The organism is Pantoea sp. X-Soil-MYKO-1785 (assembly GCF_059730675.1).
Genome location: NZ_AP036000.1, coordinates 2,404,850 through 2,420,574 on the forward strand (window position 1 = coordinate 2,404,850; position 15,725 = coordinate 2,420,574).

General features: G+C 51.5%; 12 protein-coding genes. 9 read left to right on the plus strand and 3 right to left on the minus strand.

Going from position 1 to position 15,725, the window contains the following annotated elements; translation table 11 throughout:
• Positions 1–140 precede the first annotated feature (140 nt).
• The 9 genes from betI (at position 141) to AC6I8D_RS11640 (ending at position 11,242) form a co-directional block, all read left to right on the plus strand.
• A complete protein-coding gene (gene betI / locus AC6I8D_RS11600) occupies positions 141–734 on the plus strand; it encodes a transcriptional regulator BetI (RefSeq protein ID WP_312055752.1) in 594 nt (197 codons plus the stop codon).
• A 14-nt stretch (positions 735–748) separates the two neighbouring features.
• The gene (gene betB, locus AC6I8D_RS11605; protein WP_497820226.1) at positions 749–2,221 is read left to right on the plus strand and encodes a betaine-aldehyde dehydrogenase; all 1,473 of its coding nucleotides are present in this window, start codon (positions 749–751) and stop codon (positions 2,219–2,221) included.
• Between the two features lie 24 nt (positions 2,222–2,245).
• Positions 2,246–3,928, plus strand: coding sequence for a choline dehydrogenase (gene betA / locus AC6I8D_RS11610; RefSeq protein ID WP_497820227.1), 1,683 nt, complete (start codon positions 2,246–2,248; stop codon positions 3,926–3,928).
• Between the two features lie 427 nt (positions 3,929–4,355).
• Positions 4,356–4,706, plus strand: coding sequence for a multidrug/spermidine efflux SMR transporter subunit MdtJ (gene mdtJ / locus AC6I8D_RS11615; RefSeq protein WP_312757220.1), 351 nt, complete (start codon positions 4,356–4,358; stop codon positions 4,704–4,706).
• The gene (mdtI, locus tag AC6I8D_RS11620) at positions 4,693–5,022 is read left to right on the plus strand and encodes a multidrug/spermidine efflux SMR transporter subunit MdtI (protein ID WP_312757222.1); all 330 of its coding nucleotides are present in this window, start codon (positions 4,693–4,695) and stop codon (positions 5,020–5,022) included. The genes mdtJ and mdtI overlap by 14 nt, the downstream gene beginning before the upstream one ends.
• A gap of 197 nt (positions 5,023–5,219) precedes the next feature.
• Positions 5,220–6,362 carry an acyltransferase family protein gene (locus AC6I8D_RS11625; RefSeq protein ID WP_497820228.1) on the plus strand — a complete coding sequence of 381 codons (1,143 nt, stop codon included), beginning with the start codon at positions 5,220–5,222 and terminating at the stop codon, positions 6,360–6,362.
• 145 nt (positions 6,363–6,507) lie between these two features.
• Complete coding sequence (locus AC6I8D_RS11630; protein ID WP_312757226.1) at positions 6,508–6,768, plus strand: hypothetical protein; 261 nt, start codon at positions 6,508–6,510, stop codon at positions 6,766–6,768.
• Positions 6,769–6,851: 83 nt separating this feature from the next.
• Complete coding sequence (locus AC6I8D_RS11635) at positions 6,852–7,037, plus strand: hypothetical protein (RefSeq protein ID WP_069728566.1); 186 nt, start codon at positions 6,852–6,854, stop codon at positions 7,035–7,037.
• Positions 7,038–7,726: 689 nt separating this feature from the next.
• Positions 7,727–11,242, plus strand: a complete 3,516-nt coding sequence (locus AC6I8D_RS11640) for a glycosyltransferase (RefSeq protein ID WP_312757228.1) — start codon at positions 7,727–7,729, stop codon at positions 11,240–11,242.
• Positions 11,243–11,906: 664 nt separating this feature from the next.
• Here the strand turns inward: AC6I8D_RS11640 and AC6I8D_RS11645 are convergent.
• The 3 genes from AC6I8D_RS11645 to adhP all read right to left on the minus strand — a co-directional run bounded on the left by AC6I8D_RS11645 (position 11,907) and on the right by adhP (position 15,386).
• Positions 11,907–12,578 carry an acetyltransferase gene (locus AC6I8D_RS11645; protein ID WP_312757230.1) on the minus strand — a complete coding sequence of 224 codons (672 nt, stop codon included), beginning with the start codon at positions 12,576–12,578 and terminating at the stop codon, positions 11,907–11,909.
• Positions 12,575–13,732, minus strand: a complete 1,158-nt coding sequence (locus AC6I8D_RS11650) for a DegT/DnrJ/EryC1/StrS family aminotransferase (protein WP_312757232.1) — start codon at positions 13,730–13,732, stop codon at positions 12,575–12,577. Before AC6I8D_RS11650 ends, AC6I8D_RS11645 begins: the two co-directional genes overlap by 4 nt.
• Before the next feature lie 634 nt (positions 13,733–14,366).
• Positions 14,367–15,386: an alcohol dehydrogenase AdhP gene (gene adhP / locus AC6I8D_RS11655; protein ID WP_312055740.1), complete on the minus strand. Its 1,020-nt coding sequence runs from the start codon at positions 15,384–15,386 to the stop codon at positions 14,367–14,369.
• Positions 15,387–15,725 lie beyond the last annotated feature (339 nt).

The following is a 15,725-nucleotide window of genomic DNA, read 5'->3' on the forward strand; positions in this document are numbered from 1 at the left end:
TCCGGTCTGTTTTAGCACTCAATACCGTTTCGCTTTCGCTACATTTAAAGAACAGCATCCTAACAACTTTTCTTTTTATATTGAACGTGCAATCAAAAAAAGTTTTAATAGACCCTCGATTTGAGGGTGGAGCTGGAGCTATGCCAAAGGTGGGGATGCAGCCGATACGACGTCGGCAACTGATTGATGCGACCCTGAGCACGATTAACGAAGTGGGGATTAACGATGCCACCATCGCCCAGATTGCTCGCCGGGCGGGTGTCTCGACCGGCATCATCAGTCACTACTTCAAAGACAAGAACGGCCTGCTGGAAGCGACGATGCGCGATGTGACGCGTCAGCTGCGCGATGCGGTTGCAAGCCGGCTGCAGCCGCTGGCCGATGCCTCAGCAGAAGAACGTCTGCGGGCGATCGTCGACGGTAATTTTGATGAAACCCAGGTGCACAGCGCCGCGATGAAAGCCTGGCTCGATTTCTGGGCCAGCAGCATGCACCAGCCCCAACTGAATCGCCTTGAGCGGGTCAGCAGTCGACGACTTTTCTCGACGCTGGTCGCTGAATTTCGCCGCGAGCTGCCGCTGGAACAGGCACGCCTCGCCGCACACGGGCTGGCCGCCCTGATCGATGGCTTATGGCTACGCGCCGCGCTGAGCGGTGAGCCGTTTAAGCCGGTGGTGGCCCGCACACTGACGACCCAATTCATCCGTCAGCAACTGGCTGGCGAGCACGAATAACGGAAGGAGAAACCATGTCCCGATTCACCGAGCAGAAACTCTACATTGATGGCGCTTACGTTGCCGCGGCGTCTGGCGAGACGTTCCAGACCATCAACCCGGTCAACGGCGAAGTGCTGGCAGAGGTCCACGCTGCCGGCCAGCAGGATGTCGATCGCGCCGTTGTCGCCGCCCGTAAAGGCCAGAAAGTCTGGGCCGCGATGACCGCAATGGAGCGTTCACGCATTCTGCGCCGCGCCGTCGATATTCTGCGTGAGCGCAACGATGAACTGGCTGAGCTGGAGATGCTGGATACCGGTAAACCGCTGAGCGAAACCGCCAGCGTCGACATTGTTACCGGTGCTGACGTGCTGGAGTACTATGCCGGGCTGGTGCCGGCCCTTGAAGGCCAGCAGATCCCGCTGCGTGACACTTCCTTCGTCTATACCCGCCGCGAACCGCTGGGCGTGGTGGCCGGCATTGGTGCCTGGAACTACCCGATTCAGATCGCGCTGTGGAAATCAGCACCGGCGCTGGCGGCCGGAAACGCGATGATTTTTAAACCCAGCGAAATCACGCCGCTTACCGCCCTGAAACTGGCGGAGATCTACACCGAAGCGGGCCTGCCGGACGGCGTGTTCAACGTGCTGCCGGGCATCGGTTCGGTCACTGGCCAGCTGCTGACCGAACATCCAGGCATCGACAAAGTGTCGTTCACCGGTGGCGTTGTCAGCGGCAAAAAAGTGATGGCCAACGCCGCCGGTTCAACCCTGAAAGAGGTCACCATGGAGCTGGGCGGCAAATCACCGCTGATCATCTTTGATGACGCCGATCTCGATCTGGCGGCTGACATCGCCATGATGGCCAACTTCTACAGCTCAGGCCAGGTCTGCACCAACGGTACCCGGGTATTTATTCCGGCAAAACTGCAGGCGGCGTTCGAAGACAAAATCAGCGAGCGCGTGGCCCGCATCCGGGCGGGCGATCTGCGTCAGCCAGAGACCAACTTTGGCCCGATGGTCAGCTTCAGCCATCGCGATAACGTGATGCGCTACATCGAATCCGGCATTGCCGAAGGCGCACGCCTGCTGTGCGGCGGAAAACGTCTGACCGGTGGCGAGTTCGATCAGGGCGCCTGGGTAGCACCCACGGTGTTCACCGACTGCCGCGATGAGATGAAGATCGTCCGTGAAGAGATCTTCGGACCGGTGATGTCAATTCTGAGCTACGACAGCGAAGAAGAAGTGATCCGCCGCGCCAACGACACCGACTTTGGTCTGGCTGCCGGTCTGGTCACCCAGGACCTGAACCGGGCGCACCGCGTGATCCATCAGATTGAAGCCGGCATTTGCTGGATCAACACCTGGGGTGAATCGGCAGCGGAAATGCCGGTTGGCGGCTACAAGCACTCCGGGATTGGACGCGAAAATGGCCTGATGACGCTACAGAGCTACACCCAGGTGAAGTCAGTGCAGGTTGAGCTGTCGCGTTTTCAGTCGGTATTTTAATCATTAAAACCTGAGGAACGATGAATGGAATTTGATTACATCATTATTGGAGCCGGATCCGCAGGGAACGTTTTGGCCACCCGTCTGACCGAGGACAGCAACGTCAATGTACTGCTGCTGGAAGCGGGCGGCCCGGATTATCGATTTGATTTCAGGACCCAGATGCCTGCGGCACTGGCCTATCCATTGCAGGGAAAACGCTATAACTGGGCCTACGAAACTGAGCCAGAGCCTTACATGAACAATCGCCGCATGGAGTGTGGTCGCGGCAAAGGCCTGGGCGGTTCGTCGCTGATTAACGGCATGTGCTACATCCGCGGCAACGCCATGGATCTGGATAACTGGGCCACCGCGCCTGGGCTGGAGCACTGGAGTTATCTTGACTGCCTGCCCTACTATCGCAAAGCAGAAACCCGTGATATCGGTCCGAATGACTTCCACGGCGGCGACGGTCCGGTATGCGTAGCGACGCCGAAAGCCGGCAATAATGTGCTGTTTGAAGCGATGATCGAAGCGGGAATACAGGCCGGTTATCCGAGCACTGACGACCTCAACGGTTTCCAGCAGGAAGGTTTTGGTCCGATGGACCGCACCGTGACGCCGCAGGGCCGCCGTTCCAGCACCGCCCGTGGCTATCTTGACCAGGCCAAAGGCCGGCCGAACCTGAAGATCATCACCCATGCCACCACCGACCGCATCGTTTTTGACGGTAAACGTGCGGTCGGCGTGGAGTATCTGCAGGGTGACAGCAACAGCATCAATAAAGTCACGGCTCGCCGCGAAGTGCTGCTGTGCGCCGGTGCTATTGCCTCTCCACAGATCCTGCAACGCTCGGGCGTCGGCTCACCGGAACTGCTGAAGCAGTTTGATATCCCGCTGGTACACGACCTGCCGGGCGTTGGTGAGAACCTGCAGGACCATCTGGAGATGTATCTGCAGTACGAATGTAAAGAGCCGGTGTCGCTCTACCCGGCGCTAAAATGGTGGAACCAGCCGAAAATCGGTGCCGAGTGGATGTTCAACGGCAGCGGGATTGGTGCCAGCAACCAGTTCGAAGCGGGCGGCTTTATCCGCAGCCGTGAAGAGTTCAGCTGGCCGAATATTCAGTACCACTTTCTGCCGGTGGCGATTAACTACAACGGTTCGAACGCGGTCGATGCGCACGGCTTCCAGTGTCACGTCGGCTCAATGCGCTCACCGAGCCGCGGCCATGTCCGGCTGAAGTCACGCGATCCACGTCGTCATCCGGCGATTCTGTTTAACTACATGTCACATGAGCAGGACTGGCATGAGTTCCGCGATGCGATTCGTATTACGCGCGAAATCATCAATCAGCCCGCGCTGGATAAATATCGCGGCCGTGAGATCAGCCCAGGGCTGGAGTGCCAGACCGACGAACAGCTGGATGAGTTTGTGCGTAACCATGGCGAAACCGCTTATCACCCGTGCGGCACCTGTAAAATGGGTAACGACGAGATGTCGGTGGTCGACGGTGAAGGCCGGGTACATGGCCTGCAAGGGCTACGCGTGGTCGATGCGTCGATCATGCCGCTGATCATCACCGGTAACCTCAACGCCACCACCATCATGATTGGCGAAAAGATTGCTGACCTGATCCGTGGTCGCGATCCGTTGCCGCGCAGCACTGCCCGCTATTACGTTGCCGGCGATGCCCCGGTGCGTAAGGTACCGCAGCGCGCTGACTAATCAGTGACGTTGTCACTTAATCACAGCCGGGCACTCTGTTGTCCGGCTGTTTTTTATATTCACCTTTGATTAACACATCTTTCCTGATTAACCACTGTTTGCATTGTGATAGACCTAAATGAAGTTAAAACGAAGCATAATATGCTGTTGATTTCCAATCAGGCGAAATGCTATAAATCTGGCGTGTTTATAACCGGAGTCACTATTCGTCCACTGATGAGAAGCAACAATGTGGATGCGTCGTTAATATTATGAGCAGAATGTTCATTTCAATCCCTGTCACCTTTACCCCTTTCCTCTCTGGCTGGAACGCCGCCGATCAGCACTGGCGCAGCGCCCTGTAGTCCCCTTTCCGCTTCGACATCTCTGCTGAATCTGCTGACACATTGTGTGATGCAGGAACTGTTATCGTTGCTGGAGAACAACCATGCGTGCATGGATCTTATTATCACTCGCTATTGTTACTGAAATTATCGGCACTCTGTTTATGAAGTGGTCCAGCCTCAACGGCAGCCAGTCGGGCTACCTGATGATGCTGGCCATGATTGCCTGTTCTTATATTTTTCTGAGTTTCGCGATTAAACGTATCGCGCTGGGCGTGGCCTACGCGCTGTGGGAAGGGATTGGCATCATGCTGATTACCCTGTTCAGCGTGCAGCTGTTTGGCGAAACCCTGTCAGTGCTGAAACTTTGTGGCCTGATGACGCTGGTGGTCGGCATCGTGCTGATTAAAACCGGCACCCGCGCAACGCCGGAGGTGAATCATGGTCATCGCTGATCTGATTCACGCCGCATGGCTGGCGCTGGCTATCGTGCTGGAGATTGCCGCCAACATCTTCCTTAAATACTCCAATGGTTTTAAGAAACCGCTGTATGGCGTGCTCTCGCTGGCCTGTGTGCTGCTGGCATTCAGTGCGCTGGCACAAGCGGTCAAAGGCATCGATTTGTCGATAGCCTATGCGGTCTGGGGTGGTTTTGGGATTATCGCCACGGTCACTGCAGGCTGGGTGTTATTTGGTCAGCGTCTGAACAGGAAAGGCTGGGCCGGATTAACCCTGCTGCTGGCCGGTATGATCCTGTTAAAACTGGCCTGATGGTGCCTGACTGATGATTTAGGTGGGTTAACGGCAGACCGTTAACCCCCAGCATCTTCTTGCCTGTTCCTCCTGGTTTTTGCTGTTAGACCTCGCTCAGAATGTTCCCACTTTGTTGCCGCCCCGTTTACATAAGCGCAGCCTTAAGGCTAAGTGAGCGCCCAAAGACGGATAAAACGAAAAACGAGGAATTTTTCATGTCTGCAACACGAGGATGGTCAACGGAACTGGAGGGGTTACGCGGCATTGCCTCTCTTTGGGTGCTGGTCGGCCACATCAGTCTGCTGGTGCATTGCCATATCACGCTTATTTCATCCCCTGGCATCGGGGTCGATCTGTTTATTCTGTTATCGGGTTATCTGATGGCGAAAAACTACGTCGAGCGTCAGCAGAAAGAGCCGTGGCAGAGCACAGAGACCATTAAGAAGTTCTGGATCCGACGCTTTTTCCGCATCGCCCCGCTCTACTATCTGTTGCTGATCATCGCCCTGATCTACGGCCCGTGGTTTGGCGAAATGCGTGACACCATAGCCCATTTCTACTCCGGCACCGCCACTGAGTCATCCCGTTACACCGACCAGTCGCTGGCCAATATTGTTACCCACTTCAGTTTCCTGTTTGGCCTGTTGCCGGAGTATGGCTTCAATACCGTGCTGCCAGACTGGAGTATTGGGCTGGAGATGCAGTTCTATCTGCTGTTCCCGTTCATCATGCTGGTGACGCTGCGCTTTGGCTATGCGGCTTCGCTGATTGGCATTATAGCGCTGTGCTGCGCCGGACGTTATCTGCTGGCGGATTATTATGAAGCCTTCGAGATGCCGTCGATGATCCTGATTAAGCTCAACATGTTCCTGTCGGGTATGCTGCTGGCCGAAGCGATTCGCCGTAAATCGCTGCTCTACGTGGCTTATGCGCTACTGGGCCCGGTCGCCAGCGTGGCGATAGGACTGGAAGCGATTAAGCTGCAGGTGATTATGGAAGCGCTGATGATCGTCGGGATGACCGCCATCCTGTGGCAATATCAGGAAAACAGCCTGATGGCACGACTGATTATACTGCCGCGTAAGTTACTGAATAACCGCCTGAGCACTTGGCTGGGCGACGTGTCGTTTTCGGTTTACCTGCTGCATCTGCTGATTGTGATCCCGCTGATCGCCCTGCTGCTCACCCATACCGACATCGAGTTCAAAAGCGATCTGGTGCGTTTCCTGACCGTCTGCGTTACCGCTATTCCGGTGACCTACGCGCTGGCGTCGCTGCTGTATAAATATGTTGAGAAGCCCGGTATTCAGATCGGCAAACGCGTTTTGAGACCTAAACTGGCGAACCAGGCGGGCTAATCGGTTACATCGCCTCTGCATCAAAGCCCCCTTGTGGGGCTTTTTTTATGCCTGAAGCCCGGCTCACGCCTGCACTTGCCGCACCCTGACAGCCTTGCGCTACACTTTTCCCGATACCCCATGACAGATCAACACAGGAGAGACTATGAGCGTTCAGCATCTGCTGCTTTCCAGCGACGGTGGTCATCTGATCATCGAGGCTGATGAGCTGGAAACTGAGCTGGTGATCCCGCCGCACCTGCGCCCCGCTGGCGGCGATGAAGCGGACGGTGAGACCGGTCATCGGGTTGCCGTAACCCGGCACTACTGTAAAGGGCGCTATTACGCTGTGGCACTGGATCGCCATGCGGCCAGCAATGAAATCGATGATGTGATCGACCTGCTGCATCCGGCGCCGATCGATTAGCGGGCTGCGGTGGTACCCAGTCCGGCAGGAATAAGTGCCACATTATTTGACATTGAGATTTAACACTGAGAAAGAGGATGGTTATGCAGAATAAGAAGTGGTTCGTTTCCTATGTGATTAAGCCAAAAGGTGAGGATCACGTGACCGCGCATGCTTTCATCGAGGGCAATGAGGTTGAAGAGGCACTGGAGGCGTATATGTTTGAAATTAAAAAGAACATGGAGCTGCAAACCGAAGAGATCACCCTGCTCTCCGTCAGCCTGGTGTAAACCGGCCCGATCAATTAACCTCGCTGCGGCGGGGTTTTTTCTGGCTGAATAATGTGAACGCTGTAGCTGAGTGGAAATTCAGGCTGCGAGCACGCTCACTCTTCCACTGAGGAAGCAGCCTGAACCTGTTGTTAGCCGTTAACCCCTTTGGCATTTAATAATGAAAGGCAATTAAAGCTGTTTAGTTTAAAAAGATTATCATTATGTTGTTCAGGAAACTGGAAACAGATTTTATTGACTTCTGCGCGCTCTGTATTTCTAAAGTTTATTTTCCCTCTGTGTTTATCCTTTTAAAGTGATAACAATATTACCGATGCCGCCAGTCTGTATCAGTCTCATTCAGAACAGCTTGTATCATTACGGCCACTGGCTGGTCAGAAATGAAAACAATACGCACCTCATATTCTAAAAAATATCTGGAGCGCGCCAGCACATGTAACTCAGGGCATTGATAAAGAAACAAAAGCTGACGGTTATGCTGATTTTTATAGCGATAGTTTTATACCGGCATCTGGCATAGTACGCTGAATTTATCGACCGTAAAAAATATTTATTTTTCACATCATGAAGGACCGACCACTAACATGCGGGTCTGAGCCACCATCCTTAACTGCCTTGATTACAACAGAGAATCAAGGCTTTTCCGCTGGATAACTGGAAGTGTCCTTCTCACTTAAGGAAATTTGCCTGTGTTTGTCCCTGGTCTTGTCAGCATTGTTATTCCTGCGTGGAAAGCGACGTGGTTCGGGGCTGCGCTGCAAAGCGCCCTCGATCAGGATTACGAGGCTTGTGAAATTATCATCGGGGATGACAGTCAGGATGACGAAATTGCACGCATTGTAGCGAAACATCGGCAACGTTCTCGCTGGCCTGTTGACTATGATCGCAATAGCCCGTCACGGGGGGAGATGGAAAACACCGCCTGTTGTCTGAGTCGGGCCCGCGGAGAATATATAAAGTTCCTGCATGATGATGACATGCTTAAACCCGACTGTGTCAGTAAGCTAGTAGCAGCCATTAATCAGCATCCTGATATTGTCATGGCCACCTCTCACCGTGAAATGATTGATGTGCGAGGACGTCGTCTGCCGGACCACGAAGGGTCAGCCCCGCTATTTAATAGTGATAGCGTACTTCATGGGCAGGATGTAATTAATTTTGAAGCCGGACAGCCGCTTAACTTCATCGGTGAGCCGAGCGTGGTGCTTATCCGCGCCACTGTACTGCACACTATTCTCGCCGAAGGGGAGCCGTTGTCAGTACTCGGCGGCCAATCAATGCCCTTTCTCGGCGATCTAGCCATGTATCTTAAGGTCCTGCGCTATGGCCATCTGGCAATGGTGACTCAGACACTGGCTCAGTACCGCATTTCTCGCAGCCAGTCACTTTCTACGGTTAACGATCATGCAGAGCTGGTCAATGCTACCCATAGAAATATGCCTGCGGTGTTAAAAGCGTCCGGCTGGCACGATCCGGCCCGGACATACAGTCAAATCCGCGTTGCTCCGCTCACCCATCCAGACCAGTTTAGCGAGCACAATATACTCCATGAAATTGGCGCTTCGCTCGCCAGCAGCAGAGTGAATATGTGGTTAGGCGAGCGAAGCTTACGCCCGGCTCAGCAACGCTTATTACGTGAATATCTCACCACTCAGGTCACCGCTTCCCGCTGTACGGTGTTTATTGATGCACGAAACGGAGACTGGCAGGCCTGGGATACCACCCTGCAGAGCCTCAAGCTGAGCGTTGCCGGACTATGCTGGCAGGTTATCGCCCTGACAGACAGTCAGGTCAATTATCTGCCTGCCGGAACGGCACAGTTGCGCCTGGATCTGACAGAAGGCCTGGCTGCGCTGAACAACCACATCCGTGAATCAGCGAGTGACTGGCTGCTGTTTATTGACGCAGGTTACCAGTTGCTGCCTTCTGGCCTTCACGCACTCTCCACCACCTTACATCAGGCCAGCCAGTATAATGCCTTGTATACCGACATCATTTATCGGCTCGGCGGTAAACCGCGAAGCACACTTTTCCGGCCAGATTTCAATCCGGACTTTTTTTTAAGTTCTCCTGACCAGATGTCCCGCGGTTGGATCTTTAAGCGTGAATGGGTCATTGCGGCTGGCGGATTAAATCTGACCTGCGCAGAAGCGTTTGAATTTGAGTTACAGCTACGGCTGATCGAATCCGCGGGCATTGACACCATTGGCCACCTGAGCGAGCCGCTGTTGCAGGCAGCGAGGACCAGCAGAAATCATTCAGCAGATCAGCGGTTGCTGCTGGCGCACCTGCATCGCCGTGGTTTTCTGCAGGCAGAGGTGTTGCCCACCCGTCAGGGTCCTTGGCAGCTTAAATATCATCATCAGGGTAAACCGCTGGTCACTATTGCCATACTGGCACGGCAGTTCGACAGCGTCAGTCGCTGTGTGATGGCGGTACTGGAATCCACGAGTTATCCAAATTATGAACTGCTGATTGTGGCAGATAAACGTGAAGATGAGGAAAGAGCAGCGTGGCTGGCGGGTATATCCGGTCTCGCATCCCAGCGCATCAGAGTATTGCACTACCCCGCAGCCTGGCAGCGGGCGGGAATGGCCAATCTGGCTATTCTTAACGCTCAGGGTGATTATTTGCTGTTGTTAAACAGCGATATTCAGGTGGCCGATGCAGAGTGGCTGGATAATATGCTGAATCATGCCCGGCGGCCTGAGGTTGCCATTGTCGGTGGCAAGCAACGCTATGCCAATAATCTGATTCGCCATGCCGGCTATGTTTTAGGTTTAAAAGGGGGCATAGCAGGCGAACCTTTTTACGGTACTGACGATAATAATAACGGCTACCTGTCACGCCTGCACGCCGACCAAAATTACTCGGCGGTTTCCGGCGATTTTATGCTGGTACGCAAGGATATCTGTTATGCCGTCAATGGCTTTGACGCCGACTTAACGTGTTATGACGATATCGACTTTTGCCTGCGCGTAGGCCAACTCGGTGGGCTGGTGGTCTGGACACCCTATGCCTGCGGCTGCCGACAGCCAGAAAAAACCCTCTCTGATATGCCCGTGTCACAGCGTGATAAAGAAGAAAATATCATGTTTGAACGCTGGTTAGTGCAAATCAGTCAGGATCCTGCCTATAACAAGAATTTATCGTTAACGACGCCGTTTGAGCTGCAAAACAGCAATCAGCATCACTGGCTACCCTTGTGCTGGCATCCCTTGCCGGTGGTCATGCCAGTGACCGGTGAGCCAGAGAGAATGAATGCTTACAGAGTGACTGAACCGTTTACTGCACTGCGCGATGCCGGAGTAATTGAGGGTAAGCAGATGACGTCGCTGCCCGCGTTACCTGAGGTGACCCGCTACAATCCTGACGTAATAGTAATTGAACAGCAGACCGGCGCAGACTTTAATTCATGGATAGCAAAATTATCGCGCTTCAATTCAGCTTTCAAAGTTGGCATGATTAACGCAACATTGTCGAAGGATTTACTTTTACATCCGGAATCGCAAGATGCCAGACAACATTTCATCAACACGATAAGAGGAAATCTTGGTTATATTGACCGTCTTATCGTTAACAACGAAACAGAGGCTGAGTTATTTTCCGGCCTTCACTCTGATATTATCATTATGCCCACCTGTTTGCCGCAGGCAGACTGGGGTCAAATAAGCAGCCTGCGCAGGCAGGGAAAAAAACCGCGTATTGGTCTGCCAGGAAGACTCTGTCATAAAGATATGCAACAAATCATCGCCCGACTGATTAACGCCTTTGCAGATCAGGTTGAATGGTTAATTTTTGGCGCCTGCCCGCCGGCGCTGCGGCCGTTAATTAATAGTGTAATTCGTGAGACCGATAGCGAGATTTATCATAAGGAATTGATGCAAGTGCATCCTGACCTTGCTCTGATCCCACACGACGGGCATCCGCTAACAGACGCTGTGGCTTATCTGTACCTGATTGAATATGGAGCCTGTGGAATACCTTTAATTTGCAGTGAATCTGTCGGCACCGGCAGCAATACGTTGACAACCACACGCGTAGCCAACCAGTATGCTGAATGGCACAATGCAATAAATGCCCATCTGCACGACGCTGAAAACAGTGAAAGTATGGGCAAGGGTTTGCAAAATGAAGTGCGCCAGCACTGCCTGGCAGATGATGCATGGATGAAGAAATGGTCAGCAGTATGTTGCAGCACCTGATCTCGCTTCAGTGACCGACATTACTGATGGCTCAGATAAGATTTATGCAAATCAACATGCACAATCTGATGTAGTGAATCCCGCTGGTCGGGTATTGGCGGGACACGGTAATCTCCATAGACTTGTTGCAGGATGCGATCGTAAGCGGCAGGAGCAAAACAGTGAAGTTCTTCGAAACAGACTTCGATTCTCTCCAGATAATGCCCGGTCCGCTGATGAGTTTTGTCTCCAGCCATGCTCACAACCCGCGCTGATATTTCAGAAAGGATCTTTCAAAGTCGCCAGCCGCAGTTGTGCCCGTATCAGACATTTTTTTCCTGCCATCCGGCTCAGAATACCGTAAAGATAGTATTTACATTGTGTTCGCCCGGGGAGTGGTTTACTGACATAAGCCCCCATCAGATGGGTTACTTAACAACAAGATTAATTATTAACAGGCCGGTGATAAATGGTGAGCGTGATTTTTATGGGTTTCTTTGGTGCTGGCAACATCTTTCATATCAAAATAAGATGGCGGGAAAGTAATCTGCTTTATGCTAAAGATATCCGTACATCCTGTCACTGTCTGGCAGCAAGCGGACAAGAGCTTACATGTTAGCGCCATTCGCTGCGAAAGCGCCTGCCTGTAAATGCCGTCAAAAATTTACTATGCAATCAGATTTTATTAACTCTCATTTTTTACTGACTGAAGGCGAAAAACATTTTTATCATCATTACTTCTCATCACGCGGGCTGGATTTCCTGATGCAATGATATTTTCTTCAATGTCATTAACAACCACCGCTCCCATGCCAATAATCACACTATTACCTACGCCTTTATTTTCTTTAATGCAGGCATTCATCCCTATAAATACACCACTGCCAATTTTACAGTTTCCACCCAGCATCACGCCTGGAGAAATTACGCTACTCTCCCCAATATGACAATCATGGCCAACATAGACCTGCGGCTGTATAAAGGCATTATTACTTATCACACAATCGCAGGAGATAAAAGCCTGTTTGCAAACTACAACGCCCTCCCCTAAAAAAGTTGAGGTGCTTATATCCACATCAGGATGTACCAGCGTAGCCAACGGAATACCACTGGCCTTTAATTTTTTTATTAATTCATTCCTGAGCATTGGTTCGCCTACTGCAACCACGCATTCAATATCTTTAATATCAACTGCTGCGCTGAACTCGATAACAGAAACATTATTCAATAGCCGATTGGGGTGAATGTCATCAATAAAAAAAATACTCGTCCAGCGCTGATCTTTTGCATTAATCACGCTGGCCAGCGCGAAAACTTCTCGCCCTAACCCTCCTGCGCCATAAATTCCGAGTTTCATACTGTTACTCGCTGTTTAACGCTATCGGAGCGAAGCTTAGCGGCCACGTTGAGAACAACGTTAATCACGCGCTGTTGATCCTCCGCAGCTAAACCTGCATAGATTGGCAGGCAAAGCACCTGGTTTGCCAGTCGCCGTGCTACCGGTAGATTGTCCGGATTCGCGCTTGCCAGGCCGGAGTAAACCGGAAAATCGCTGATCAGGGGAAAGAAATAACGGCGAGCCATTATTCCCTGATTTTTTAAAGCGGCATAAAGCTCATCGCGACTGCAGTTTAAGTCCGCACCAATAAATAACGGAAAATAAGCATAGTTCCAGCTGACATGTGCATCAGGTTGAATAATTTTCACACCTTCGAGGTGAGCAAAGGCTTGTCTGTATCGCTGGTAACACGCTTTCCTCTGTAAAAGCGCATGATCAATATGCTTAAGCTGTAGCAATCCAAAAGCGGCTTGCAATTCGTTCATCTTGGCATTTATACCAATAGCATCTACTGTGGTTTCACTTGAAAAACCAAAGTTTTTTAAACGATCAATATGACGTTTGGTTTCCAGATCGGGACATATTATAGCGCCACCTTCAACTGTATTAAAAACTTTAGTCGCATGAAAACTCAGGATTGATAAATCACCCTGTTGCAAAATTGAATTGCCTTCACAGGTTACGCCAAAAGCATGTGCTGCATCATAAATCACTTTTAAACCGTGCTTCCTCGCCAGCGCATCAATTTTGTCTACGTCCGCAGGGATACCATAACAGTGAACCGGCAAAATTGCCGTTGTCTGAGGTGTAATGGCCTGCTCGATTTTATCGGGGTCCAGATTGCCGGTAAGCGGATCAATATCAACAAATACCGGTTTCAGGCCGCTCCAGGAGAGCGAATGTGAGGTGGCCACAAAAGAATACGGTGTTGTAATGACCTCTCCCGTGATCCCCAAAGCACGAATCGCACACAACAATGCTAGGGTGCCATTCGAAAACAATGAAATGTGTTGGCAGCCTAAATAGTTTTCCAGAGATAGTTCGAGCTGGCGATGGAAAGGACCATTGTTGGTCAGTTGTTTATTTTCCCAGATCTGTTCCAGATATGGATAGAATTCTGACAGCGGAGGTAACAGGGGGCTGGTTACATAAATATCGTTACTTACACCCATCCTGATAAACTCCTGGAGAATTATTATTTGTTTTAACCCATACTTCCTGATGACTCTCATACCTGAGAGGCAATGGATTATAGCAATATTGCTTAATCACTTATAACCCGAAAAGGCAACGCTATCAGACGTATTAAGAGCATTTGACCAGACAGGCCTGGCCGCGTTTTGGCGGTAATTATCGTTGATTTATTATCTGTTTTTTATTCTGATTAAGGATACAGATTCTCCTGGTTTTTAGCAGAATTAGAATACAGGCAATGCCTGAGGCCTCATTCAGCAGAGGTTTTTTACTTAAATATGATTCTTTATACAACAATCATTGGGTGTGTTCTTACAGTTAATACTTTGTCAGACAATCAGAGACGTGCTCTTTTAAACTCAACTTAACCCATTATGGCGTGATGTTCGGGAAAAATCCGTTCGGAAAAGAACGTCTCAGCTAAATCACCGGCTGGCAGGAATGATTCATTGTCATCAATCCCGTTTTCCTGACACCTGGAACATACAGCAGAACTGATTAATTAGTGAGGGATACTGGTGGAGTGCGATGACTGGCCGTCACCGTTCTACCGGCACGCCGACGTAAAAAAGCCCGCACTGCGCGGGCTTGAATACGGATTGATGACGATGATCAGGCGGACTGACCGGTAAAGTCGATCACCATTCTTCCACGGATTTTGCCGTGGATCATCTCATCGAAAATGGTATTGATCTCACCGATTTTCCTTTTGGTCACTTTCGGCACCACTTTTCCTTCGGCAGCAAACTGGAAAGCTTCAGCCAGGTCGTTACGGGTACCGACCAGCGAGCCGACCACCTGAATGCCGTCGAGCACCAGTCGCGGTATATTCAGGCTCATCTCTTCAGGCGGCAGCCCGACAGCCACTACCCGGCCTCCGGCTCTGACCGCATCCACCGCCGAGTTAAATGCCGCTTTGGCAACGGCAGTGACTACCGCTGCGTGTGCGCCACCGGTTTTTTCCTGAATCACCGCAGCTGCATCTTCAGTGGCGGAGTTAACCACCAGATCGGCACCCATCTGTTTTGCCAGTTCAAGCTGCGCATCACTGATGTCGATAGCAATAACTTTGGCGTTGAACACATTCTTCGCGTACTGCAATGCGAGGTTACCCAGTCCGCCAAGGCCATAGATGGCAATCCATTGACCCGGTTTCACCTCTGAGACTTTCACCGCTTTATAAGTGGTGACGCCAGCGCAGGTAACACTACTGGCGGCGTAGGGATCAAGTCCTTCCGGCACTTTAACCGAATAATCCGCTACCACAATGCACTCTTCAGCCATGCCGCCGTCAACGGTATAACCGGCATTCACCACATCGCGACAGAGTGTTTCATTTCCTGAATTACAGTATTCGCAGTGGCCGCAGCCCTTGAAGAACCACGCCACGCTGGCGCGATCGCCCGGCTTAAGCGAGGTGACATCGGGTGCCACTTCCTCAACGATACCAATACCTTCATGCCCGAGCGTCACGCCCGTTTTGTCGCCAAAGTCACCGTTTTTGACGTGCAAATCGGTATGGCAAACCCCACAGCACTCCATCCGCAGCCGTGCCTCGCCATTCTTCAGCGGGCGCAGAGTTTTCTCTACAACATCAACCTGGTGCTCACTATTAGCAATTGCAGCCTTCATAAACATACCTCCCTTTGATTAAGCCTTAAGGATAAGCCAAACGCCTGTGAGCACAAGTTTGCGGGCGGACTGGGATGGGTGGCGTTGAGGGGATGTGGAGTACAAGCTGATGGTGATTGATTAACGCGCTGAAATTCTGCGTCCGTATGCCATAAGCTCGATCGGCGGCTGATGAATTCACGCTGGATTAAAGCGGCACTGGTTCCGGCAAAGCAGAACAGAGGGCAACAGGATGGGGTCTGACTGATTGATTTTTCGATAAAATATTGATCAGGAACACCAGACAAAAAAAGACCGAATACGATTCCTATATTCGGTCCAGGGAAATGGCTCTCAGTG